Annotated in this window: 16 protein-coding genes; 5 read left to right on the top strand and 11 right to left on the bottom strand. The window is 65.1% G+C overall.

The annotated features are described in order from the left end of the window. Window positions 1-166 precede the first annotated feature (166 nt). Together JQ635_RS02125 and JQ635_RS02120 are read right to left on the bottom strand one after the other, a co-directional pair. Window positions 167-1,342 (bottom strand): AAA family ATPase, encoded by a 1,176-nt coding sequence (locus tag JQ635_RS02125; RefSeq protein WP_211408217.1) that lies wholly within the window; start codon window positions 1,340-1,342, stop codon window positions 167-169. Between the two features lie 212 nt (window positions 1,343-1,554). After that, a complete protein-coding gene (locus JQ635_RS02120; protein ID WP_211408216.1) occupies window positions 1,555-5,325 on the bottom strand; it encodes a vitamin B12-dependent ribonucleotide reductase in 3,771 nt (1,256 codons plus the stop codon). A gap of 766 nt (window positions 5,326-6,091) precedes the next feature. Here JQ635_RS02120 and JQ635_RS02115 point away from each other — a divergent pair. Further along, a complete protein-coding gene (locus tag JQ635_RS02115; RefSeq protein WP_211408215.1) occupies window positions 6,092-6,988 on the top strand; it encodes a DMT family transporter in 897 nt (298 codons plus the stop codon). 5 nt (window positions 6,989-6,993) lie between these two features. Here JQ635_RS02115 and JQ635_RS02110 read toward each other — a convergent pair whose 3' ends face one another. The 4 genes from JQ635_RS02110 to JQ635_RS02095 all read right to left on the bottom strand — a co-directional run bounded on the left by JQ635_RS02110 (window position 6,994) and on the right by JQ635_RS02095 (window position 11,095). Beyond that, window positions 6,994-7,479: a DoxX family protein gene (locus JQ635_RS02110; protein ID WP_211408214.1), complete on the bottom strand. Its 486-nt coding sequence runs from the start codon at window positions 7,477-7,479 to the stop codon at window positions 6,994-6,996. Between the two features lie 61 nt (window positions 7,480-7,540). Continuing rightward, entirely contained in the window at window positions 7,541-9,820 is a 2,280-nt protein-coding gene (locus JQ635_RS02105) for a CHASE3 domain-containing protein (protein ID WP_211408213.1), read from the bottom strand. Beyond that, on the bottom strand, window positions 9,817-10,230 hold the full coding sequence (locus JQ635_RS02100; protein WP_211408212.1) for a response regulator: 414 nt from the start codon (window positions 10,228-10,230) through the stop codon (window positions 9,817-9,819). The genes JQ635_RS02105 and JQ635_RS02100 overlap by 4 nt, the downstream gene beginning before the upstream one ends. Before the next feature lie 247 nt (window positions 10,231-10,477). Continuing rightward, a complete protein-coding gene (locus JQ635_RS02095; RefSeq protein WP_211408211.1) occupies window positions 10,478-11,095 on the bottom strand; it encodes a BA14K family protein in 618 nt (205 codons plus the stop codon). A 244-nt stretch (window positions 11,096-11,339) separates the two neighbouring features. Here JQ635_RS02095 and JQ635_RS02090 point away from each other — a divergent pair, with 244 nt between their 5' ends. Further along, window positions 11,340-11,747 (top strand): NADH:ubiquinone oxidoreductase subunit NDUFA12, encoded by a 408-nt coding sequence (locus JQ635_RS02090; protein ID WP_211408210.1) that lies wholly within the window; start codon window positions 11,340-11,342, stop codon window positions 11,745-11,747. Window positions 11,748-12,223: 476 nt separating this feature from the next. Here the strand turns inward: JQ635_RS02090 and JQ635_RS02085 are convergent, their stop codons facing one another. Continuing rightward, a complete protein-coding gene (locus JQ635_RS02085) occupies window positions 12,224-12,910 on the bottom strand; it encodes a DJ-1/PfpI family protein (RefSeq protein WP_211408209.1) in 687 nt (228 codons plus the stop codon). 105 nt (window positions 12,911-13,015) lie between these two features. Here JQ635_RS02085 and JQ635_RS02080 point away from each other — a divergent pair, with 105 nt between their 5' ends. Beyond that, window positions 13,016-13,954, top strand: a complete 939-nt coding sequence (locus JQ635_RS02080) for a GlxA family transcriptional regulator (RefSeq protein WP_211408208.1) — start codon at window positions 13,016-13,018, stop codon at window positions 13,952-13,954. A gap of 35 nt (window positions 13,955-13,989) precedes the next feature. After that, entirely contained in the window at window positions 13,990-14,784 is a 795-nt protein-coding gene (locus JQ635_RS02075; RefSeq protein ID WP_246583229.1) for a methyltransferase domain-containing protein, read from the top strand. A 23-nt stretch (window positions 14,785-14,807) separates the two neighbouring features. On the opposite strand, the gene JQ635_RS02070 is transcribed toward JQ635_RS02075, so the two are convergent. The 3 genes from JQ635_RS02070 to JQ635_RS02060 form a co-directional block, all read right to left on the bottom strand. After that, window positions 14,808-17,939 carry an acetoacetate--CoA ligase gene (locus JQ635_RS02070; RefSeq protein WP_211408206.1) on the bottom strand — a complete coding sequence of 1,044 codons (3,132 nt, stop codon included), beginning with the start codon at window positions 17,937-17,939 and terminating at the stop codon, window positions 14,808-14,810. A gap of 186 nt (window positions 17,940-18,125) precedes the next feature. Then, window positions 18,126-19,124: a Na+-dependent transporter gene (locus tag JQ635_RS02065; protein WP_211408205.1), complete on the bottom strand. Its 999-nt coding sequence runs from the start codon at window positions 19,122-19,124 to the stop codon at window positions 18,126-18,128. Between the two features lie 114 nt (window positions 19,125-19,238). After that, window positions 19,239-20,186 (bottom strand): alpha/beta hydrolase, encoded by a 948-nt coding sequence (locus tag JQ635_RS02060; protein WP_211408204.1) that lies wholly within the window; start codon window positions 20,184-20,186, stop codon window positions 19,239-19,241. 212 nt (window positions 20,187-20,398) lie between these two features. Between JQ635_RS02060 and JQ635_RS02055 the strand changes: the two genes are divergently transcribed. Beyond that, window positions 20,399-21,433, top strand: a complete 1,035-nt coding sequence (locus JQ635_RS02055) for a DUF2155 domain-containing protein (RefSeq protein WP_211408203.1) — start codon at window positions 20,399-20,401, stop codon at window positions 21,431-21,433. Window positions 21,434-21,471: 38 nt separating this feature from the next. Here JQ635_RS02055 and aat read toward each other — a convergent pair whose 3' ends face one another. Beyond that, window positions 21,472-22,152 carry a leucyl/phenylalanyl-tRNA--protein transferase gene (gene aat, locus JQ635_RS02050; protein ID WP_211408202.1) on the bottom strand — a complete coding sequence of 227 codons (681 nt, stop codon included), beginning with the start codon at window positions 22,150-22,152 and terminating at the stop codon, window positions 21,472-21,474. Between the last annotated feature and the right edge of the window lie 43 nt (window positions 22,153-22,195).

Below are 22,195 nucleotides of genomic sequence, written 5' to 3'. Positions count from 1 at the left end.
CGCTAACCAAGGATAGTGATTTGCCGCAGCGTTGTATTTTGGGAGATTGGACGCGAATTTCGCCTTCCCGCGAGTTACGCGTTCCATGCCCGGCAATGCACCACAGGCTCGAATAAGCCGGCGAGCGACCGCCGCGTCCGTATCGCCTTCTACGAGATAGTGAATTTCAGGAGCCGACTGCATCGAACAATGACAGTTGCTCGACACCTTTGGGACGCGCGAGAGGCATCGCGGCCTCGCCGACGGAGAGCCCACTTTCCACTAAGGTACGTATCTGGGGATTATTTCCGGCGGTTTCGATCGTTGTGCCATTCTCTCCAGGAATCAACCGATGCACTTCGTGCAGTCCGACGCCATCAGCTCCAACGAGAGCGTCAGAGTGCGTAGTCATGCATACCTGTCTTCCAGAGAGTCTCTGCATTCGAGCGATCATTGACGGAAGTTGTCGCACCACATCGGGATGTAGTGAAAGTTCCGGTTCCTCGAGAAGCAGAGGGCCGTCCTTTTCCCCGAGCGACCAAAGGAAACCGATCAGTCGCAGGGTGCCGTCAGAGAACACTTCTTCCGTTTGATAGGTCGGATTGGGGCGCCAATGCTTGAAACCTGCCTTGAGGTGCGGTCGTCCTTCTTTGTCGTGGTCCAGCTTCAGATCAACAAATTGAGGCACAGCAATTTTGAGAGCCTCAGCAACGCGACGTAGACGAGCCTCTCTCGTGCGAGGCGTTGTCTCGTTTATCCGTTTCAAGAGATCGCCCCCGTAGGGATCTTCCGTTCGATCAAGAGCTCTACGAGGATCTCTTACGATTTGAGGGACTACGTGAAGATAACGAATAGAACTGAAAAACTCGACCAGTTCGCGAAATTTCGCTTGGTTAGTAGCTTGCTGAATCAGCGATTGACTGAATCTGAAGGGTTCAGGCGTGTCGCCTGATCTCCTCTGCTCAAGTACCAGCCTTCCGTCCTTCTTGATTTCTTCTTCCTCGACACTTGGAAATTGCTCACGACCGAACCGCGTGAAGCGGATGCGGTATGACCAGCAAGTCGGATGTTCGTCATTTCCAATATCGACATCAATTTCAACATAACTCACGCGACGAGCCTGAAGGCATCTTACGGCACGCAACCCATCGCGTACTTCGAGCGCGGTACTAAAGCCGCCGGCAATAGGTTTCACAATGTCTCGGAGGAATCTGATCGCGTCGAGCAGATTCGATTTACCCGACGCGTTGGGGCCGATGAAGAAAGCTCGCTTGGCAAGCAGAACGTCTGCCGACTGGAAATTGCGCCAGTTTGTCAGCTTAAGCCGGGTCAGGCGAAACGTGTGCGGCTCAGTTTTTGCCATTATCTTTCCAGCGCGAGTTTGGATTACTAGCGTATCGTACCCTATCAAGTGGCTGCAAGTAAGCGCCCAACGGAGGCCTATCTGCTTCACTTGATGGTTGTGGTAATCGGTCGGCCGAGGATGGACCCGTGAACCAAAAAGGGCAGCCTCTCGGCCGCCCTTTATGTATTCCCGAACCAGCCCGGGTCTAACGATCGTTGCGACCTACCCCCTCACGAACACCCCGTCGTGCTGCCGCAAGTATCGCACTTCATACAGGTCCCATTCCGCACCAGCGTGAAGTTGCCGCACTCGCTGCACATCTCGCCCTCGTAGCCCTTGGCCTTGGCTTCGGCGCGGCGCTCGGCCTTGGTGGGGACGATGGTTTGCGCGGTGCCGGCCTTGCTCCACTGCATCTGCTCGAGCTTCTCCGTGGGGGAGAGGTCGTGGGCCGCTTCCTGCTTCAGGGCGACGGCGCCTTCGATGGCATCGCCGACACGGGCTGACGCACCGTGGGAGGCGAGGGCGGTGACCTTGTTGCCGCCGGCGGGGGCGCTGTCGTTGCCTTGCGCGACCGCGGTCGAGCCGCCGCGCATCACGACCAGGTTGTCGGTCCGCGAGCGGGTGAGGCCGCGCGAGACCAGCCTGGTCGCGTGGTGGCCCGCGTCCTCGTCCGGCTCCTTGCCTTCCTCGACGCCCTTGCCGAGCGCGTCAAAGCCCGTCTCGTTGGGATCGACGTGGGCGAGGTCGAAGCGCGACATGTAGCTCACCGCCAGCTCGCGGAAGACGTAGTCGAGGATCGAGGTCGCGTACTTGATGCTGTCGTTGCCCTGCACGGGGCCCGCCGGCTCGAAGCGGGTGAAGGTGAAGGCGTCGACATATTCGTCCAGCGGCACGCCATATTGCAGACCGAGGGAGACCGCGATCGCAAAATTGTTGATGAAGGAGCGGAGCGCTGCGCCTTCCTTGTGCATGTCGATGAAGATCTCGCCGAGACGGCCGTCGTCATATTCGCCGGTGCGCAAGTACACCTTGTGGCCGCCGACGACCGCCTTCTGGGTGTAGCCCTTGCGGCGATCCGGCATCTTCTCGCGCTCGCGCATCACGATGATGCGCTCGACCAGCTTCTCGACGATCTTCTCCGAGACCTGGGCCGCACGCGCCGCCATCGGCTTCTCGTAGAGCGTCTCGACCGCATCGTCCTCGTCCTCATCGTCGCTGATGAGCTGCGAGTTGAGCGGCTGAGAGAGTTTGGAGCCGTCGCGATAGAGCGCGTTGGCTTTCAGCGCCAGCTTCCACGACAGCATGTAGGCGGACTTGCAGTCCTCCACCGTGGCGTCGTTCGGCATGTTGATGGTCTTGGAGATCGCACCCGAGATGAAGGGCTGGGCCGCCGCCATCATGCGGATGTGGCTCTCGACCGACAGGTAGCGCTTTCCAATTTTGCCGCAGGGATTGGCGCAGTCGAACACCGGATAGTGCTCAGCCTTCAGGTGCGGGGCACCTTCCACCGTCATCGCGCCGCAGATGTGGACGTTGGCCGCCTCGATCTCGCGCTTGGTGAAGCCGATGGCCTGGAGGAGATCGAAGCCCGGAGCCGCAATGGCTTCAGCGCCGATGCCCAACTGGTCGCGGATGAAATCTTCGCCAAAGGTCCACTTGTTGAAGGCGAACTTGATGTCGAAGGCGGTCGGCAGGGCCTTCTCGACCTTGGCGATGGCTTCATCGGTGAAGCCCTTGGCCTTGAGGGTCGAGGCGTTGATGCCGGGCGCGTTGGAGAGCGAGCCATGGCCGACGGCGTAGGCCTCGATCTCCGCGATCTCGCTCTCGCGATAGCCGAGCGCGCGCAGCGCGGACGGCACCGCACGGTTGATGATCTTGAAGTAGCCGCCGCCGGCCAGCTTCTTGAACTTCACCAGGGCGAAGTCGGGCTCGATGCCCGTCGTATCGCAGTCCATGACGAGGCCGATCGTGCCGGTCGGCGCGATCACCGTGGTCTGGGCGTTGCGATAGCCGTGCTTCTCGCCGAGCTCGAGCGCCGCATCCCAGGCCGCCATCGCACGGGTGACGATGTCGGCCTGCGGGCAGGAGGCGTGGTCGAGCGGCACCGGGTTGACGGAGAGCGCCTCGTAGCCGCCGGGCTCTCCATGCGCGGCGCGGCGGTGGTTGCGGATGACGCGCAGCATGTGCGCGGCGTTCTTCTTGTAGCCGGGGAAGGTGCCGAGCTCGGCAGCGATCTCGGCCGAGGTCTTGTAGGTGATGCCGGTCATGACCGCGGTCAGCGCGCCGCAGAGCGCACGGCCTTCCTTGGAGTCATAGGACAGGCCCATGGTCATCAGCAGGCCGCCGATGTTGGCGTAGCCGAGGCCGAGCGTGCGGAACTCGTAGGAGAGCTCGGCGATCGCGCGGGAGGGGAACTGCGCCATCATGACGGAGATTTCGAGCACGATGGTCCAGAGCTGGCAGAGGTGCTCGTAGCCGGCGACGTCGAACTGCTTGGTCGTCGTGTTGTAGAAGGTCAGCAGGTTCGCGGACGCGAGGTTACACGCGGTGTCGTCCAGGAACATGTATTCCGAGCACGGATTGGACGCGCGGATGTCGCCGGACGCCTTGCAGGTGTGCCAGTCGTTCATGGTGGTGTTGAAGTGCAGGCCCGGGTCGGCCGACGCCCAGGCGGCGTAGCCGATCTTCTCCCAGAGGTCGCGCGCCTTCAGCGTCTTCGTCACCTTCTTGGAGGTGCGGGCATTCAGGTTCCAGTCGCCGTCGGTCTCGACCGCGCGGAGGAAGTCGTCCTTCAGCGAGACCGAGTTGTTGGAGTTCTGGCCCGAGACCGTGAGATAGGCTTCCGAATCCCAGTCGGTGTCGTAGGTGTCGAACTGGATGTCCTTGTAGCCCTGCTTGGCAAACTGGATGACGCGCTTGATGTAATTGTCAGGCACGAGGCTGCGGCGCGCGAGCTTGATCTCGCGGCGGAGCGCCGGGTTCTTCTCGGGGTCGAAGCAATCGTCGCCCGAGCCTTCGCAGTTCACGCAGGCCTTCAGCACCAGCTTGAGGTGCTTCTGGTTAATCTTCGAGCCGGTGACGAGGGCGGCGACCTTCTGCTCCTCCTTCACCTTCCAGTCGATATAGGTCTCGATATCGGGGTGATCGACGTCGACGACGACCATCTTGGCCGCGCGGCGCGTGGTGCCGCCCGACTTGATCGCGCCGGCGGCGCGGTCGCCGATCTTGAGGAAGCTCATCAGGCCGCTCGAGCGGCCGCCGCCGGACAGCTTTTCGCCTTCGCCGCGCAGGCGGGAGAAGTTGGAGCCGGTGCCGGAGCCGTATTTGAACAGGCGCGCCTCGCGGACCCAGAGGTCCATGATGCCGCCCTCGTTGACGAGGTCGTCACCGACGCCCTGGATGAAGCAGGCGTGCGGCTGCGGATGCTCGTAGGCCGACTTGGACTTGGTCAGCTTGCCGGTGAAGGGGTCGACGTAATAATGGCCCTGGCCGGGGCCGTCGATGCCATAGGCCCAGTGCAGGCCGGTGTTGAACCATTGCGGCGAGTTCGGCGCGACCATCTGCATGGCGAGCATGTAGCGGAGCTCGTCGTAGAAGGCCTTCGCGTCTTCGTCATTGGTGAAGTAGCCGCCCTTCCAGCCCCAATAGGTCCAGCAGCCGGCGAGGCGGTCGAACACCTGTTTGGCCGAGAGCTCGCTGACATAGCGCTCTTTCTCAGGCAGCGCGGCGAGCGCATCGGTATCGGGCACGGAGCGCCACAGGAAGGAGGGAACGGATTCCTCCTCGACCTTCTTCAGGCGCGCGGCGACGCCGGCTTTCCGGAAGTACTTTTGGGCGAGAACGTCGGAGGCGACCTGCGACCACTCGGTCGGGACCTCGACGTTATCCAGCTTGAACACGACCGAGCCGTCGGGATTGCGAATCTCCGACGTGGTCAGGCGGAATTCGATTCCCGCGTAAGGTGACTGTCCCGAAGTGGTGTGGCGCCGCTCAATCCGCATGGTCTTGCCCCGTCCTTTTCTTTGACCGGTCCCGCCCCTCGTTGGGGACGTGCCGGGTCGTCATTTCGCTTCGCGGGTCCTCAAAGGCCGTTCGGCCGCAAGGCACCGCAGTTCAGCCGGTGGACCCGGCCCTTGTTCTCCCGACGCGATTCTCCGATGCGTGCATCGATCATCCGCCGGCATGTCCACGCCCATCCGCCCCAACGGGATGTGCGCGACATGCGTTCAACGCCCCACAACGTCACTTCTTCAACCGATGCCATTCGAGCCTTTTGCCGGCCCGTTCTGGCGCCCCAGGAGTCCGCTTTCACAGGGCAGACAAGCCCTTATTCCGCTGCCTTTGGCTGGCCGGCGGAGTGGTGATTTGCGAGACCCTTTGGGGGAGTGCCGGCGGGACGCAAACTCACTCGCGCCGAACGGACCGAAAGCTAGGACTCTCCGTTGCGCCCGTCAAGAACTAGTGCGAGTTCCTGAATCAAATACTAAATATGGTGGATTGCGGGGGATAACAGGGGGCAAGCCCGCGCCTGTTGTTGTGCCAAGTATCAGTGAGTCCTCAGGGATTCCCAACCAAAAAAATTTGCATCCCGTGATGATCCGGACCTTCATCCCGCTGTTCACAGGCCAGGTATATTTTTCGGGACCGGGATTGCGTCAGCAGGACTCACGTAGCCCTACGGAGGGTGAGGGCAGGCATGCCCGCCGAGGTGGTGGTCGTATCAGCGAATCCGCGCCAAGCTGACCTCGATTTTGCCGGACTGCCCCCATGCATGATTCGACTCGCCGGGATGCGCGACCGCGCATCGCCCCGGCCGGCCTGATGTTCCTTGCGATCACCTCGATCGGCTGGGGCTTCAACTGGCCGGTGACGAAATTCCTGCTCGCCGAGCTGCCGCCGCTCACCCTGCGCGGGGTCACCGGCGTGCTCGGGGCGGCGCTGCTGGCGGCGCTGGCGATCATCCGCCGGCAGAGCCTGAAGGTCGAGCCTGCGATCTGGCCGCGCCTCTTCACCGCCGCCATGCTCAACGTCACCGGCTGGATGGTGCTGATGGGCCTGGCGCTGCTCTGGCTGCCGGCGAGCGAGGCGGCGCTGATCGCCTATACCATGCCGGTCTGGGCCTCGATCATCGCCTGGCCGGTGCTAGGGGAGCGGCCGACCGTGCTGCGCACGCTGGGGCTGGTGATGGCCTTTGCGGGCTTGGCCTCGATCATGGGCGGCAACGGCATTGCCGCCAGCGCAGAGAAGCTGCCCGGAATCATCATGGCGCTGGGCGGCGCGTTCGGCTTTGCCGTCGGCACGGTGTTCTCGAAGAAGTACCCGATCCACCTGCCGCCGATCACGGCCGCGGCCTGGCAGATCGGGATCGGCTGCCTGCCGATCTCGATCATCGGCCTCCTGGTCGAGACCACGCATCTGTCGCTGGTGACGCCGGTCGGCTGGTGGCTGCTGGTCTATTCCACCGTGGTGCAGTTCTGCATCGCCTATGTCAGCTGGTTCGCCGCGCTGTCGCGCCTGCCGGCGTCCGTGGCCGCGATCGGCACCATGGCGGTGCCGGTCATCGGCGTCGTCGCCTCCGCGCTTGCGCTCGGCGAGCCGCTCGGGGCAGGGCAGATCGCCGGGCTGGTCTTCACGCTGGCGGCGGTGGTGCTGGCGACGCGCTGAGCGATTTACTCCGCAGGTGCCATCCGCACCGTGCGGCCGGCGGCCTTCACCGCGTCCTTGCGTGCGCTCAGCCAGGCCTTCCAGGCGTGCACGGCCACGGCCAGCGAGCAGATGCCCCAGAACACCGGATATTCGTAGCCGCCCGTGTTCCAGGTCCAGCCAAAGCCCTTCACGACCTGGAGCGAGTAGACCGCCACGGCCATCAGCCCGACCGAGCCGAGCGCGGCAAACCGCGTGCAGATGCCGAGCGTCAGCGCGACGGCGACGGACAGCTCCGCCGCAGCGGCGATGTAGACCCAGGCCTCCGGCGGCGACAGGCCGGCGGCCGCGAAGAACTTGACGATGGGCGGATTGAGAACGCCGAAGGCGACGAACTTTCCTGCGACGTGTGGAAGATAGAACAGGCCGCACGCGATGCGGACGATGTTCTCCATTTTCGTGAGATCGAAATTGTCTGCCTTGATCCGGAAGTCGTCGGGCGAAATGAGCATGGCTGTTCTCCGTGTTGCGGAAAACATTGGGCCTAAGTGGCGCAAAGCGCCTTGATGCAACTCAAACCGGATCGTCTGCCGATGTCTGGCTCGGCGCGCCGCCGCCATTCAGCGCCTTCCGGATCATCTCGGCGAGCTGGTTGCGGCGATAGGGCTTTGTCAGCAGCAGCACGCCGTCGTCGAGCTTGCCGTGATGGACGATCGCGTTGTCGGTGTAGCCGGAAGTGTAGAGCACCTTCAGCCCGGGGCGGAGCGCTGCCACCTTCTCGGCGAGCTCGCGGCCGCTGATGCCGCCGGGGATGACAACGTCGGTGAACAGCAGGTCGAAGGCCTGGCCGGTCTCGATCATTTCCAGCGCGGCCCGGCTGTCGGGCGCGGCGATGGTCTTGTAGCCGAGGCTCTGCAATTGCGCAGTGACGAAGTTGCGCACGAGCGAATCGTCCTCGACCACGAAAATGGTCTCGGCGCCGCCTTCGGCCTGCGGCGCAACGTTCGCGGCCGCGTCCGGCGCGCCTTCGCCCGGCGGCAGATAGAGCTTGATCGTGGTGCCGTGGCCTTCCTCGCTGTAGATCTTGATGTGGCCGCCGGACTGCTTGACGAAGCCATAGACCATGGAGAGGCCGAGGCCACTTCCCTTGCCGACCTCCTTGGTGGTGAAGAACGGCTCGAACGCCTTCTCCTGGACGTCCTGGGGCATGCCGGCGCCGGTGTCGCTGACCGCGAGCATCACATAGGAGCCGGGCCGCACCTCCGCATTGGCCTGCGCATAGGCCTCATCGAGCACGACGCGATGCGTCTCCAGCAGCAGCTTGCCGCCGTTCGGCATGGCGTCGCGGGCGTTGATCGCCATGTTGAGCACGGCATTGGTGAGCCGGGACGGATCGATATGCGCCGTCATTGGTCCCTGTTGCAGCACGGTCTCGATCTGGATCTGCTCGCCGAGCGTGGGGCGCAGCAGTTTTGCGATGTCGGCAATCGCGGCGTTGATCTCGACGTTGCGCGGCTGCAGCGGCTGCCGGCGCGCAAACGCGAGCAGGTGCTGGATCAGCTCGGCGCAACGCTCGGCGGCATCGTCGATCAGGCGCGCCACGCGCTGCAGCTCCGGCTGCTGCTTCAGGCTCGCGACCAGCGTCTCCGTGTTGCCGGAGATGACGGTCAGCATGTTGTTGAAGTCGTGCGCGACGCCGCCAGTCAGCTTGCCGATGGCATCCAGTTTCTGCGACTGGTGCAATTGCCGCTCGGTCTCGCGCGAAGTGGTCGCGTCGTGATAGACCATCACCGCGCCCGAGACGTCGCCTTGCCCGTCAAGCATCGGCCGGCCGCTGACCATCAGGTGACGGGTTGGATTGCCGCTGTGCGGGCGGACGATCATCTCCAGATCTTCGAATTCCTCGCCGCGCAGCACGCGCGCCGAAGGCAGCTCCTGGGCCTTCATCGGCGTGACGCCATCGCCGTGAAAGACGTCGGACAGCGCCCGCAGATTGCCGACGTTCATGCCGGTACGGTGCAGCAGCATGCGCTCGGCCGCCGGATTGGACAGAAGGACGTTGCCCTCGGCGTCGATGACCAGCACCGCCTCCGCCATGCTGCGAAAGGTGCTCTGGAGCACGTTGACCGACAGCCGCAGCTCATCATGCGCGACGACCAGATGCTCGGTGCGCTCGGCGACCGCAGCCTCGAGCTGCTCCTTGGCGGCCGTGGTCTCCAGCAGCGTGCTCTTGAGCGCGAACTGGGTGCGCTGGCTCTCGCGCATCACCATCACGACCAGCAGCAGGATCACCAGTGCGCCGGCGACATCGATGCCGAGCAGCACGATGCCGGTGCGGCGCGAATCCTGGGAGCGCGCGGCGAGCAGACGTTCCTCTTCTGCGCTCAGATGGTCGAGATTGGCCATCACCGTGTCCATCAGGCCGCGGCCCTCGGCCTTGCCGTTGAGCGCGGCAATGCCGGCCTGGTCGTTCATGGCGCGCAGGCGCATCGCTTCGGCGGCGATCTCGACCCGGCGCAGCGCCAGCGGCTCGGTGCCATCCAGGAGCGCGACCTGATCGGGATTGTCGCGCACCCCGCGCTTGAGGTCGGCGAGCGCCGGCGCGATCTGGGCGCGCACCGTCTGGAATTCGTCGCTGAAGCCCTGGCTGCGATAGAGCTCAAAGCCGCGCGCGGCGCTCTCGGCGCGGCGCAGCAGCACGCGCAGGTCGGAGATCTTCTTCTGCACCTGGACGGTGTGATTGACCCATGCGGCCTCGGACCGCGACTTCACGTCGAGGGCAATCGAGGCTGCGGTGATGATCAGGAGGATTGCAAGTCCAGCACCGAGAATGACGCGCTGCGTGGGAATCAAGGGGCTTCTTTCTTGTCCTTCTGTGCGCTCCCGCCGGCGAGGCATTCCCGGATGCTGGTCAGCAGCGCGTCCGGCGTGAACGGCTTGCGCAGGCAGCGGCTTGCACCGAGCTCCAGCGCCATGCGCAGGAAATCGGGAGAGGGCGAGGCGGACGAGGCGAAGGCATAGCCGGACATCGCGATCAGCGGGATCGCCGGCGCGCGCTCGTGAAAGATGCGGATGGATTCGAAGCCGCGCATGTGCGGCATGAAGATGTCGACCAGCATCACGTCGTAGGCCTGCGTTTCCAGCGCAGCCAAACCCGTTTCGCCGCCGTCAGCCAACGTGACGTCGAAGCCCTGACGTTGGAGGAGGACCTCGATGGTCGCGCCGACCATCGGATCGTCATCTACCACGAGGATACGCGGCATGACATTTCCCAGTAGATCGAAGTCCCCACAGGCAATGGTGATATCCGCGAATCGTGGGTCGGGTCAATTTTGGATTGGGGCGGGGTAGATATGCACGGCGGGGTGAATAGAGGTCCGGTTGCGTCGAATTTTACACAACGTCGCAAGCGACGAGGCCGGTACACGCGGAACAGGTGAGGGGCACGGCGCACGCGAAAGAGGCGCCGCATCGCTGCGACGCCTCTTCCTTCAAACCTGTTCGGTCCGCTTACGGGCAGGGATGGCGCTGACCGTCGTAGCCGAGATATGTGCCGGAGGCCGGATCATACGATCTGTAACGCTGCGCGCAGTAGGCTGCGGAATCGCCGCCATTGTCGGGCACTACCGCCACTGATGGCTCGTCATAGTAACTGTCGCCATAGTAGTAGGGATCATCGTAGTACCCGCCGCCGTAATAGGCATACGAGCCGAGGCCGCCGATCGCGGCACCTGCCGCGAAGCCGGGCCAGAAGCCGCCACCACGATGATGCCAGTGACGGCCGCTCCAATTGCCGCTACCGCCCTGCCAGTTGCCGGCGGTTGCGACGCTGCGGGGCCCGCTGAAGGACGGCGACATGGCGGGACGTGTCGCCGCGCCGGCTACGAAACTGCTGCCGCTCGGGCGGACTGCGCCGGCCGAAAAATTGCCGCCGCCGCCGCGGAAGGCTGCGCCGCCGCCGCCGATGTGCGCGCCGCCGCCACCGCCGCCGCCACCAAAGTGAGCACCCCCGCCACCGCCAAAATGCGCACCGCCACCGCCGCCGCGGCCACCATGGCCCTGTGCGAAGCTCGGCGTCGCCAGCGGAAGAACCAGCGCCAGGGCGGCTGCCGCGCTCAAGACTTTCATGATCAAACTCCTTTCCCGGAAGCCAACCCAACGACAGGGCCCTGGTTCCAGGATCACGCCGGTTTGCGCGTGAGGGAGCGTCTCACCGGGCCGCTGTACCCGGCATGAACGGATCGCGTCCGATTTGCGGCGGGAAGCGGCTGCCCAAGGCACGCATTTGCGGCGGGGTGTGGCCGCACCCGGCGAACTGGACATTTCGCCCTCCGGATGGCATCAGGACCCCACGAAGCAGGGCCCTTGCCGCATGAAACAATTCTTTCTCAAGTTCTTCACCTGGTGGAGTGGCCAGACGTTTGGCACCCAGCTCTGGACCAAGCGGTACGGGGAGCTGGTCGGCCAGGACGAGCAGGGCAACCTCTATTATCGCACCCGCGGCGGGGAGGTCGATCCGACCCTCGGCTTCGAGCGGCGCTGGGTGATCTATAACGGCTATGCCGAGGCGAGCCGCATCCCGCCGGCCTGGCATGGCTGGATTCATCACGTCGTCGACACCCCGCCGACCGAGATCAACTACCAGCCCCGCGAGTGGGAAAAGCCGCACCAGCCGAATCTCACCGGCACGGCCAAGGCCTACCGGCCCTCCGGCTCGACGCTCGCCAGCGGCAAGCGCCCCAAGGCGACCGGCGACTACCAGCCCTGGACGCCCGGCTAACCGGCCGCGATCTTCATCGTTCGACTCGATGCACGTGCATCCGCGCGACGCCGCTGTGGACAACGGGAACAGCGGGGATGCCGCCTGCGCGGGCGTTGCACTGATGCGGGCGATGCGGCTCAATGATCCCATCTTACGGAGATGGGAGACCATCGCGTTCGGTTCGGGCAACAGTTCGCGACTGTCCCGAAATGCAGCGGCCGCCGACAAGGACTCGATCGGGAGATAGGCCCCCGGTCCGGAAGTTCCGAAATCGCCCGATGTGAATGTGCAGCCGCCGTAAGACAGGAAAGGCCGCTTGGGAAACCGAGCGGCCTTTTTCTGTTGTGCGCCTGCAAGAATGCTCCGTGCCCCGGACGCTGCGCAGCACGAAGTGATGCGCTGCAGAGCCGGGGCCCATGCTGCGGCAATTCTGGGTCCCGGCTCAGCGGCGCAGCGTTACACGCTGCACCGCGTCCGGGACACGGATGTGGAGGCTAGTTCACCCGCTCGGCCGCACGCTTGACGGCATCGAGGCGATGGACCTGCAAAGGCTCAATGCGTTGCTTGACGACAGCGAGCACTTCGGCGGGCGCGGTATCGGGCGAGCCGGAATTGAACGGCGGCGCCGGATTGTATTCGATCCCGAGCTGGATTGCCTCCGCCGCGGTGCGGTTGACCAGGATCGACACCAGCGTCAGGGCGAAATCGATTCCCGCAGTGACGCCGCCGCCCGTCACGCGATTGCGATCGATGCAGACGCGCGTCTTGGTCGGCGTCGCCCCGAACTGACTGAGCATCTCCATCGCGCTCCAATGGGTGGCGGCGCGGTAGCCCTTTAGAAGGCCGGCGGCGCCGAGCGCCAGCGAGCCCGTGCAGACCGAGGTGACGTATTTCGCGCCCTCCGCCTGCCGGCGCAGGAATTCGAGCACCTCCTCATCATTGAGCAGATCGTCGGTGCCGCGGCCGCCAGGTACGCAGATCACATCGAGTTGCGGGCAGTCGGCGAATGTCGTGGTCGGCGTCACAATGAGCGCGGAATCGCTCGGCACCGGCTCGATGCGCTTCCAGATCAGGTGCAGCTTGGCGCCGGGAACGGCGGAGAACACCTGCAACGGGCCGGTGAAGTCGAGCTGGGTGACGCGCGGGAACACCAAAAGTCCAATCTGGAGCGGCGCCGACATGAGAACCTCCAATGAAGAGCTTGACGGGCGCAAACTGGCATGATGCCCTTCTGTCCAAAACGGCATAATTCCCTCACTTTCGGACATGACGTTAGGACCTGGCCCATGATTGGCATCCTGATCTTCCCGGATTTCCAACTGCTCGACGCGGCAGGTCCGATCTCGGTGTTCGAGATCGCGGCACGTGCGTCCGGCAAGCCGCTTGCGCTCCGGGTGCTGGCGCTGAATGCGGGGCCTGTACGCAGCTCGTCGGGTGTCGAGATGATGGCGCGAGATCTGAAGTCGGCGAATGCGATCACGACGCTGGTCATCGCGGGCGGCGCCGGCGTCGCGGAAGCCGCACGCTGCGAGGTCACGCGCGCCTTCGTGCAGCGGCTGGCAAAGCGCGGCGTGCGGGTCGCGAGCGTCTGCTCGGGCGCCTATGTGCTCGCTGAAGCCGGCCTGCTCGATGGCCGCCGCGCCACCACGCATTGGGGACGGACGCGCGATTTCGTCGCGCGCTATCCCAGGGTGAAGTTCGAGCCCGACCAGATTTTTACCCGCGACGGCAATGTGTGGACCTCGGCGGGCATCACGGCGGGCATTGACCTCGCGCTGGCGATGGTCACCGAGGACCAGGGCGAGGAGATCGCGCAGGCGACGGCGCGGCAGCTCGTGCTGTACCATCGCCGCAGCGGCGGCCAGTCGCAATTCTCCTCGCTGCTGGAGTTGAAGACGCCGAACGGCCGGTTCGGTGCGCTGCTATCCTGGGCGCGCGAAAATCTCGACGCGCCGCTGACCGTGGAGGAACTCGCCGATCGCGCCGGGATGAGCGCGCGGCATTTTGCCCGCGCCTTCGCCGCCGAGACCGGCACGACGCCGTCCAAGGCGGTCGAGCGCTTGCGGCTCGAAGTCGCGCGCGAGCGCGTGCAGTCCTCGCGCGAGGCGATCGAGCTCGTTGCAGAAACGACCGGCTTCCGCGACCCCGAGCGCATGCGGCGCGCCTTCATCCGCGCCTTCGGCCAGCCGCCCCAGGCCCTGCGGCGCGCGGCGCGGGCGGGATAGGGAATCTCACTTGCCGTGCGACCATGGAGGCGACGATGAGCGGAATGGAGTACAGCAATGAGAACGCAAAACGGCTCCAGAGACTCTATCTCACGGCCGATGTGAAGGCGCAGCGCGCGGAGACAATCCGGCAGCTCGATCTGTCTGCCGGCGAGCGTGTTCTCGATATCGGATGCGGTCCGGGCTATCTCTGCGAAAGCATGGCGCGGCTCGTCGGGCCTCATGGATCTGTCGTAGGCATCGATGTGTCGACAGACCTGATCGCCGTCTGCAACCGGCAGAAGGCTTCGGAGTGGATTTCATATGCCATCGGCAACGCGACGCAATTGGGCCAGCCCGATGCATCGTTTGACGCCGTCGTGTGCACTCAGGTCGCCGAGTACGTGCCCGATGTCGACCGCGTCCTCATCGAATCGTTTCGCGTCCTGAAACCGGGCGGCCGAACGATTTTTGTCGCAACGGATTGGGACGCCGTGGTCTGGCATTCCGACAACCGGGAACGCATGGCTGCCGTCATGACATCATGGGAGGCGCATTGCGCCCATCCGCATCTGCCGAGATCGATGGCCTCCAGACTGATCAATGCCGGATTTCATCTGGACGGAGCATCCGTCTTTCCGATTCTGAACTTGCGGTACGATGACGAGAGCTACAGCAAGGGACTGGCCCAGGGTATCCGGAATTTCGTCAGCCGCACGAACGACGTTACAGCCGATGATCTCGATGCGTGGCACAGCGAGTTCGAGCGCCTCGCCGGGGCGGGACAATATTTCTTCAGCACCAATCGCTATATCTTCAAGGCGTCGAAACCTGCGGGAGCGCCGGCATGAGAACGTTCTAACTCGCGCCGCCTTCAAATGGGCAGGAGCACGATTTCCGAATACAGTCTGTCGAGCTCACCGGCGGCGGTCAACGGGGAGCGGAAGCACGTGCTCATCGGGAGTACCACGCCTCGTGGTCGGACCGGAAAAAGCCGCGCCTCCGCGACGAGCGCTGCCGTCCGCTGCCGGCGCAGGATCGCCAGCTTGACGCGCTCGAGATGCCGCAACAGCAGGTCCGGTGCACTACAATGCAGAATGTCCGAATAGGGGATTTGCCGCGGCAGGAACCGCGCCAGGACTCCCAGTCGGCGCGCTGCAGGACGATGTTCGCGGCGTTTCACCACGAGATAGGCATGATCGGGCCCGTCGATGATGACGAGCTGCAGGCAATCGTAAGGTGCGTGATCGTGAAAGATTTGCCTTTGCTGGCTGGTCAGCCTCTCGCGGACCACGGCCGGATCGAAGCTGATCCGCGGCCGGGTCGACGCGAACAAGGTCGCGGCCTGCAGCAATGGCGGCATGGCGATGCGCTGCGATTCCAGCGTTTTGAAACGCTGCGCCATGAGAGCGGCCCAAGCTGACGGCTGCGGGGTGAAGCACGTATATGTGGCGTTCGCGTCATCCAGCATTGAGGCGAGCAGTGCCATTCCCCAGCCCCGGTACTGCGCGCGTACAACCCAGGAGGACAGATTACAGACGAGGACTGCCTCGTCGTTGACCTGCCGCGGGGCAACAACGGCTCCGATGAACCCAACCAACGCGTTGCCGTCGAAAAGCATGAAGCCGCGCCGGTGATCCGACCAGCCATGATCGAACAGGCGGCGCCATGTCGTTGCCTCGATGCGTGACTCGCAAAACGCTTCCTCGAGGAAGTGGCAGACCGGCTCCACGTCTTCCGGACCCACGGCACGGACATGCAGGCCCGATCGACCAAGCTGCCGATCCGTCAGAGCCTCCGCGCCGGAGAGGACCGCGGACAGGCCTTCGATCGACGGCGCGCCAAGAAAGGCCGACAGGGGCACCGCATGCCCCGCATAGCTCTCGATCTCGAGGAGCAGGCTCACCACGGCCAGCGAGTCCGCGCCGCAGTCCATAAGATTATCGGACCAGCCGATGGGAGCGATGTCCAGCACGCGCTCGCAGATCGCCTGCAGTTCTTTTCGCAGCTGCTCGGCATCCGGGAGCACTCCACAGACCGGGGTCGGCTCCCGAGCACTGACGGTCGCAGACGCCCGCAGAACCGGATGGTTGGCAATGGCATCAAGGCATTCGGCATTCTGCAGGGCGTCGAGATTCCGTACTGTGCGGCCGTTCACCGCATCCCGCGCTGCGACTTCGGACCGCTTGCCGTTAAAGGTGACGGGAAGAGCCTCGACCTGTGCGATACGCGCCGGCACGAAGGCCGGCGAGCCGCAGCGCGCAAGCTCCGTGCGAATGTGCTTGGCCAATGCGCTGTCAAGGACCACGTCTTTGCGCAGCACGAGCAACAAAACCATGCGCGTGCCGCCTGGCTCGTCTTCTGCTTGCTGCTCGACCGCCATCGCCTCGACGATCTCCCCGACGTCAGCGAGGATGCGGTAGATCTCCGCGGTTCCGATGCGGATGCCGCGCACATTGAGGACTCCGTCTGAACGACCATGCAAGCGCCAGCCCCCATGGGGCGTGGCCTCGATCAGATCGCCATGGGTCCAAAAGCCGGGATTCTGAGCAAAGTAGGCAGCGTGGAAGCGGGTGCCGTCGGCATCGCCGTGAAAGCCGAGGGGGCGCGACGGGAAAGGATTGGCGCAGACCAGCTCGCCTATCTTTGCCTGCGGATCGTCAGGCGGCGGCAGCGAGCGGACATCAAGGCCGAGGCTGCGGCACTGTGCCTCGCCGCGATGGACCGGGAGATCCGGATTGCCGAGGACGAAGCAGCCCATGATGTCGGTGCCACCTGAGATCGACTGCAGCGGCATCGACGCCTTCACTTTGCTGCTGACCCAGTCGTACTGGCGCGGATACAAGATGGAGCCGGTCGAGAGTATGGCACGCAGGGCAGAAAGGTCGAACACTTGGCCGGGGACGAAACCCTTCTGCTCGCAGAAGTGCAGATAGGCCGGATTGGTGCCGAAAACGGTGACGTGCTCCTCGGCAACGATCCGCCAGAACGTATCTGCCGCCGCGAGCGGCCCGTCATAGAGGACAATCTCGGCGCCCGACGCCAGCGCGGAGAGCTGCCAGTTCCACATCATCCAACCACAGGAGGTTTGGAAGAACAGCTTATCGCCGGGCCTGAGATCACAGTGCAGCCGGTGCTCCTTCAGATGCTCCAGCAAGGTGCCGCCGGCGCCGTGCTGGATGCATTTCGGCGGGCCTGTAGTGCCCGAAGAGAACATCGTGAAGAGCAGATGGTTGAATGGGTGGCGGGGCCAGCCTGGCCCATCCTTGCCACCATCATCACAGAGCAGATCGGTAAGCCTGTGCAGCGGTGTCGTCCCTTCGTCGACGTCAAGCGAGCCATCGTCCAGCGCAATGATCGCTGCGAGGCTCGGCAGGCCGGCTGCCGTTTCGAGGACGCGCTCGGCGACGGGCACGCCCGCATCCCATCGCTCCGCTTGAAGGCAGCCGAAGAGCACCACGGCCTCGAGAGGGGCGAACCGCGCCAGGATGGCGGGCACGCCCATGTCCGGCGCGCAGCTGGCGAAAGTCGCGCCAATGGCGGCGGTCGCCAGACAGGCAATCACCGCCTCGGCATTGTTGCGTGCGATTGCCACGACGTGGTCGCCTGGGCGCACACCGAGCCGCTGCAACGACTTTGCCAGTCGATCAACCGTGACGCGCAATGCGCCACGCGTGAACCGCTCGCGGCTGCCGTCAGCGTGGCACGCGGTCAGGACCGGCTCGCCGGAACCGCCGGCGAGAAGGCATTCAGCGTAGTTGAGACGGAGATCCGGGAAGAAGCGCGCGGTCTCGCAGGCATCGCCGACGCAGACGGGCTCGGCTGCACCGTCCCGGGGCACGTCGGACCATTCGAGGAAGAGGCGCCAGAAGCTGTGGTAGTCCTCGACCGAGAAGCGGTCCATCGCAGCGTGATCGCGCAGCTGCCGCCCCGTTCGGGCCTCACACCATTGGCTGAAGGCAGTGAGCTGAGAACGTGCGACACCATGCGCATCGGGACGGAACACCACTTCCTCCCACCCGCCTGTACGTAAGGCGCAGGACAACCAAGCCCGTGAGGTGCCTGAACGTCAGGATAGGCTTCGTATCCCGCGTGAAGAATCACCCTGACGGGGTATGGGGCGGATCGATCCGCAGGTCGGCGGGAGTACTCCGCAATAACGACAGCAGCCGCATCCTGGCTTGGCACAGGCCTAGGTCGTACGATTTGCCGTCTCGCCGCCGGACGTATCTGCGCGCGCCGTCAGGCGCCGCGCGATCGGCGTCAGCAGATAGGGCGCAAGATGAATCGGAAACTGCGTCAGCGCGAAATAGAGCCAGGTCGTCGGCGGCAGCACGCCCGCGGTCGCCGCCAGCATCAGGCCGAGATTGCGCTGTGACACCATCAGGCCGATCGCAAACGCACGCTCGGTGCCGGCGCGGCGAAAGATCAGCGTCGTCACAGCAAGCAAGGTGAAATAGACCGCGAAGGCGAGCAGCGCGACGCCGATCGTGAACAGCGGATCGGCGACGAAGTCGCGCGCCACGTCGCCCATCACGGCGGACGCGAAGACCAGCAGGATGAGGATGTTGAAACCGTCGATCGGGCGTTTGTGGCGCTGGATGGCCGCGGCACCGAACATCCAGCGGATCGCCGTTGCGCCGATCAGCGATGCCGCGAGGATGCCGAGCAGCTTCAGGCCGAGCGTCAGCGGCGAGATGCTGAGCATGCCGCCGAGAAACAGGCTTGCGAACAACGAGGCCGTGAAGGGCACGAGCGCGGTCGCGGTGACCAACGTGACCAGCGGCAGCGTGGCATCGAGGCCGATCAGCGCGGCCAGCGCGGGCGCGGCCATCATCGGCGAGGCCATGGCCTGGAGCATCAGCGCGAGGAAGAGGCCGGGCGAGCTTCCGTCGAGGCCGCTGCCATGGGCGAGCAGCCCGACGATCAGCGGCACGGCGATCGTGGTCCAGGCCGTCGCAGCAGCAATCAAGGCCGGCCGGCGGAGATGGCCGTAAAGCGCGATGAGATTGACCCGCATGAAGGAGATGCAGAGCAGGCATAGGATCGCTTCGGTCACGTAGGGACGCAGCAGCGCGCCGAGCGGCGGCACTGCGACCGCGATGAACGCGATCGCCGCCACGGCGCGCGTGCCCTGGTCGCCGAGCCAGGTCAGGGCGCGCAGGGGGAGCGTGAAGAGGAGGGAGAGCATCTCTATCGGCGTTGTCGGTGCGTAGCCCGGATGAGCGAAGCGATATCCGGGACAGGTGTTTGTGAGAGGCGAGAGCGGTCCCGCATGTCGCTATCGCTCATGCGGGCTACGGGACTATCCCAATCCCTTCAACCACGCGCCGATCTCGCTGACCGCGACATTGGCCTGTTGCAACAGCTTGCCCATGGTGAAGAAGCCGTGGAACTGGCCGGGATAGTGCTTGTACGCGACTGATACGCCGGCCTGCTTCAGGCGTCCGGCATATTCTTCGCCCTCGTCGCGCAGGGGATCGGCGCCGGCGGTCAGCACATAGGCCGGCGGCAGGCCGGCAAGGTTTTGCGCGCGCGCCGGCGAGGCGCGCCAGTCGTGGATGTCGGCAGTGCCGTTGAGATAGTGATCGCGGAACCAGCGGATCACCGAATGGGTCAGCAGCACGCTGGTCTCGGTCTCGCGGTGCGAGCCGTGCGTCATGGCGAAATCGGTCGCCGGATAGATCAATAGCTGGCCGGCGATCGCGGGGCCGCCGGCGTCGCGAGCGGCGAGCGCGACGACCGCGGCGAGATTGCCGCCGGCACTGTCGCCACCGATCGAGAGGCGCGAGGCGTCGATGCCGAGCTCGCGCGCATGCGCGGCAATCCATCCGGTCGCGGCGATCGCGTCATCGGCTGCCGCGGGAAACTTGTGCTCGGGCGCGAGGCGGTAGTCGACCGAGATCACGATCAGCGCGCCAGCATCCGCAAGCTGGCGGCAGACGACATCGTGGGAGTCGAGATCGCCGATCACCCAGCCGCCGCCGTGGAAGAACACCAGGGCCGGCGACAGGCCGTCGCGCAGGCGCGGTTCGTTCGGCACGTAGACGCGGGCGGGGACCTCCCCATGCGGGGCCGGAATCGCGAGAGGGGCGACGCGGGCAAGCTCGGGCGGCTCGGGGTTGGTGGCAAAGCGCGCCTGCAGGTAATAGGCGCGAGCCTCCGCTGCGGTCAGGGTCTCGTAGGCGGGCCGGCCGGCCTCCTGGAAGGCCTTGTAGACGGCGGCGGCGTCGGGATCGAGGACAACGGGCATCGGGGGCGACCTCTGAGGCTTCTGGTTATGGTTGGACGTCGTTTTCGGAAGGCGAATGCCCGTTTCTGCCCCAGGGAGGGGTCCTTCCGACTATCCCATCCGGGAGCCGGTCTGGCCAGACAGCGCCGGGAAGGGCAGGGATGCCGCCCTTCCCCCGCCGTATTCGGCGTGTTAACCGGAGGGCCTGCGAGCGGCGGTATCCCCTATATAGAATGTCCAACGAGCCCGATTCGCTGTTGAAGCCGCGCGAGATGTTCAAAACCCTTACCCTGACAGGCCTTGCGGCGCTTTTGGCCGCCACCGCGCTGACGGTTGCGACGCCTGCGCAGGCGCAGATCGGCACGATCTTCTCCGATCCGCCGCCGCTGCGGCCGCCCGGCAACATTCCGCGTGGCCAGCCGCAGCCGCAACAGATTCCCGAGGACGACGAAGAGGTGCCAGAGCTGCCGCCGCAGGGCCGCGTGCTGCCGTCGCGCCCGATGGCGCCACCGCCGGGCCGGCAGGGGAATGTGATGCCGGGGCCGGTCGAGACCCAGCCGCTGGCGCCGCCGCCGGGCTCCAGCGTCGCGCCGCCGAACCAGCCGCCCTCCGTCGCGGTCGCGCCGCCCAATCCGCAAGGCGCCCCGGGTGCGCCCGGTCAGCGCCCGCCGCAGCAAAAGGGTGCGCCGGGCACGGTCCCGCAGACGCCGGCGAGCCTGCAGCCGGGCGACGAGGTCGTGACCGAGCCGCCCGCCCAGAAGATCGTCAACAAGAAGGCGACCTTCTCCGGCCTCGACAAGATCACCGGGCGCATCATCAATTTCGACGAGGAGATCGGCGAGACCGTCCAGTTCGGTGCGCTCCGCGTCAAGACCGACGCCTGCTACACGCGGCCGGCGACCGAAGCCGCCAACACCGACGCCTTCGTCGAGGTCGACGAGATCACCTTGCAGGGCGAGGTGAAGCGGATCTTTTCGGGCTGGATGTACGCGGCAAGCCCCGGCCTGCACGGTGTCGAGCATCCGATCTACGACATCTGGCTGACCGACTGCAAAGAGCCGCAGCAGACCATCGCGACCGCGGCGCCAGATCCCGCGAGCAGGCCCGCGCCTCCGCCGCCGCCGGCGCAGAAGAAGGCCGCGCCCAAGCAGGCCGTGCAGCAGCGTCCGCCGCAGCCGTTGCCGCCTCCGCCGCAAGCGCAGCCGGCGCCGCCACCACCACCGGAGCAGCGGCCGGGCCTGTTCGGTATCCCGGGGTTTGGGCGCTAGCCCAAATCCCCCCGGGTTCGGCAGCCGATAAACGTGATCTATTGCCGCGAGGCGATGATCTCGAGTGCACGCGCACCCGGGATCGCGTCACCGGACGAGAGCCTCAGGAATTCGCCGGGATCTCCCGCGAGCGCCTTGTCGAGCAGTGCGGTGTAGCGGCGGCGCGAAATCTCGACGGCGCCAAAGCTCTTCAGGTGCTCGGTGACATATTGCGTGTCGAGCAGCTCGAAGCCGCCATGAATCAGCCGCGCCACCAGATGCACCAGCGCGACCTTGGAGGCATCACGCGCGGTGTGAAACATGCTCTCGCCGAAGAAGGCCCGTCCCAGGCTCACGCCATAGAGCCCGCCGACGAGCTCGTCGTCCTGCCAGGCCTCGACGCTGTGGCAGTGGCCGAGCTCGAACAGGCCGCCATAGAGGTCGCGGATGCGCTTGTTGATCCAGGTGTCCTCGCGCCCGGCCTGCGGCGCGGCGCAGCCGGCAATCGTGGCCTTGAAGGCGGTGTTGACAGTGACGCGAAAGCCGTCCGAGCGCACGGTGCGTGCGAGCCGCGAGGCCACGCGAAAACCGTCGAGCGGGATGACGCCGCGCAGCTCGGGCTCGACCCAGAACAGGGTCGGATCGTCGGCGCTTTCGGCCATCGGAAAGATGCCGCAGGCATAGGCGCGCAGCAGTACGGCCGGCGTGATCTCAGACGAGGCGGAATCGCGCGAAGTCATGGCCTGTGACCATAGCAGGATCGCAATGCGGTTGCGATGGGGG

It is taken from the genome of Bradyrhizobium iriomotense (genome assembly GCF_018130765.1).
Classification (GTDB): Bacteria; Pseudomonadota; Alphaproteobacteria; order Rhizobiales; family Xanthobacteraceae; genus Bradyrhizobium; species Bradyrhizobium iriomotense_A.
This window is presented reverse-complemented; position numbering and strand designations above follow the sequence as displayed.

Coding starts and splice junctions, on each gene's coding strand:
- JQ635_RS02110 (WP_211408214.1), bottom strand. CDS start 7,479: ATGCTCATTTCGCCCGACGACTTCCGGATCAAGGCAGACAATTTCGAT.
- JQ635_RS02080 (WP_211408208.1), top strand. CDS start 13,016: ATGATTGGCATCCTGATCTTCCCGGATTTCCAACTGCTCGACGCGGCA.
- JQ635_RS02120 (WP_211408216.1), bottom strand. CDS start 5,325: ATGCGGATTGAGCGGCGCCACACCACTTCGGGACAGTCACCTTACGCG.
- JQ635_RS02090 (WP_211408210.1), top strand. CDS start 11,340: ATGAAACAATTCTTTCTCAAGTTCTTCACCTGGTGGAGTGGCCAGACG.
- JQ635_RS02100 (WP_211408212.1), bottom strand. CDS start 10,230: ATGCCGCGTATCCTCGTGGTAGATGACGATCCGATGGTCGGCGCGACC.
- JQ635_RS02060 (WP_211408204.1), bottom strand. CDS start 20,186: ATGCCCGTTGTCCTCGATCCCGACGCCGCCGCCGTCTACAAGGCCTTC.
- JQ635_RS02075 (WP_246583229.1), top strand. CDS start 13,990: ATGAGCGGAATGGAGTACAGCAATGAGAACGCAAAACGGCTCCAGAGA.
- JQ635_RS02085 (WP_211408209.1), bottom strand. CDS start 12,910: ATGTCGGCGCCGCTCCAGATTGGACTTTTGGTGTTCCCGCGCGTCACC.
- JQ635_RS02115 (WP_211408215.1), top strand. CDS start 6,092: ATGCATGATTCGACTCGCCGGGATGCGCGACCGCGCATCGCCCCGGCC.
- JQ635_RS02095 (WP_211408211.1), bottom strand. CDS start 11,095: ATGAAAGTCTTGAGCGCGGCAGCCGCCCTGGCGCTGGTTCTTCCGCTG.
- JQ635_RS02055 (WP_211408203.1), top strand. CDS start 20,399: ATGTCCAACGAGCCCGATTCGCTGTTGAAGCCGCGCGAGATGTTCAAA.
- aat (WP_211408202.1), bottom strand. CDS start 22,152: ATGACTTCGCGCGATTCCGCCTCGTCTGAGATCACGCCGGCCGTACTG.
- JQ635_RS02125 (WP_211408217.1), bottom strand. CDS start 1,342: ATGGCAAAAACTGAGCCGCACACGTTTCGCCTGACCCGGCTTAAGCTG.
- JQ635_RS02065 (WP_211408205.1), bottom strand. CDS start 19,124: ATGCTCTCCCTCCTCTTCACGCTCCCCCTGCGCGCCCTGACCTGGCTC.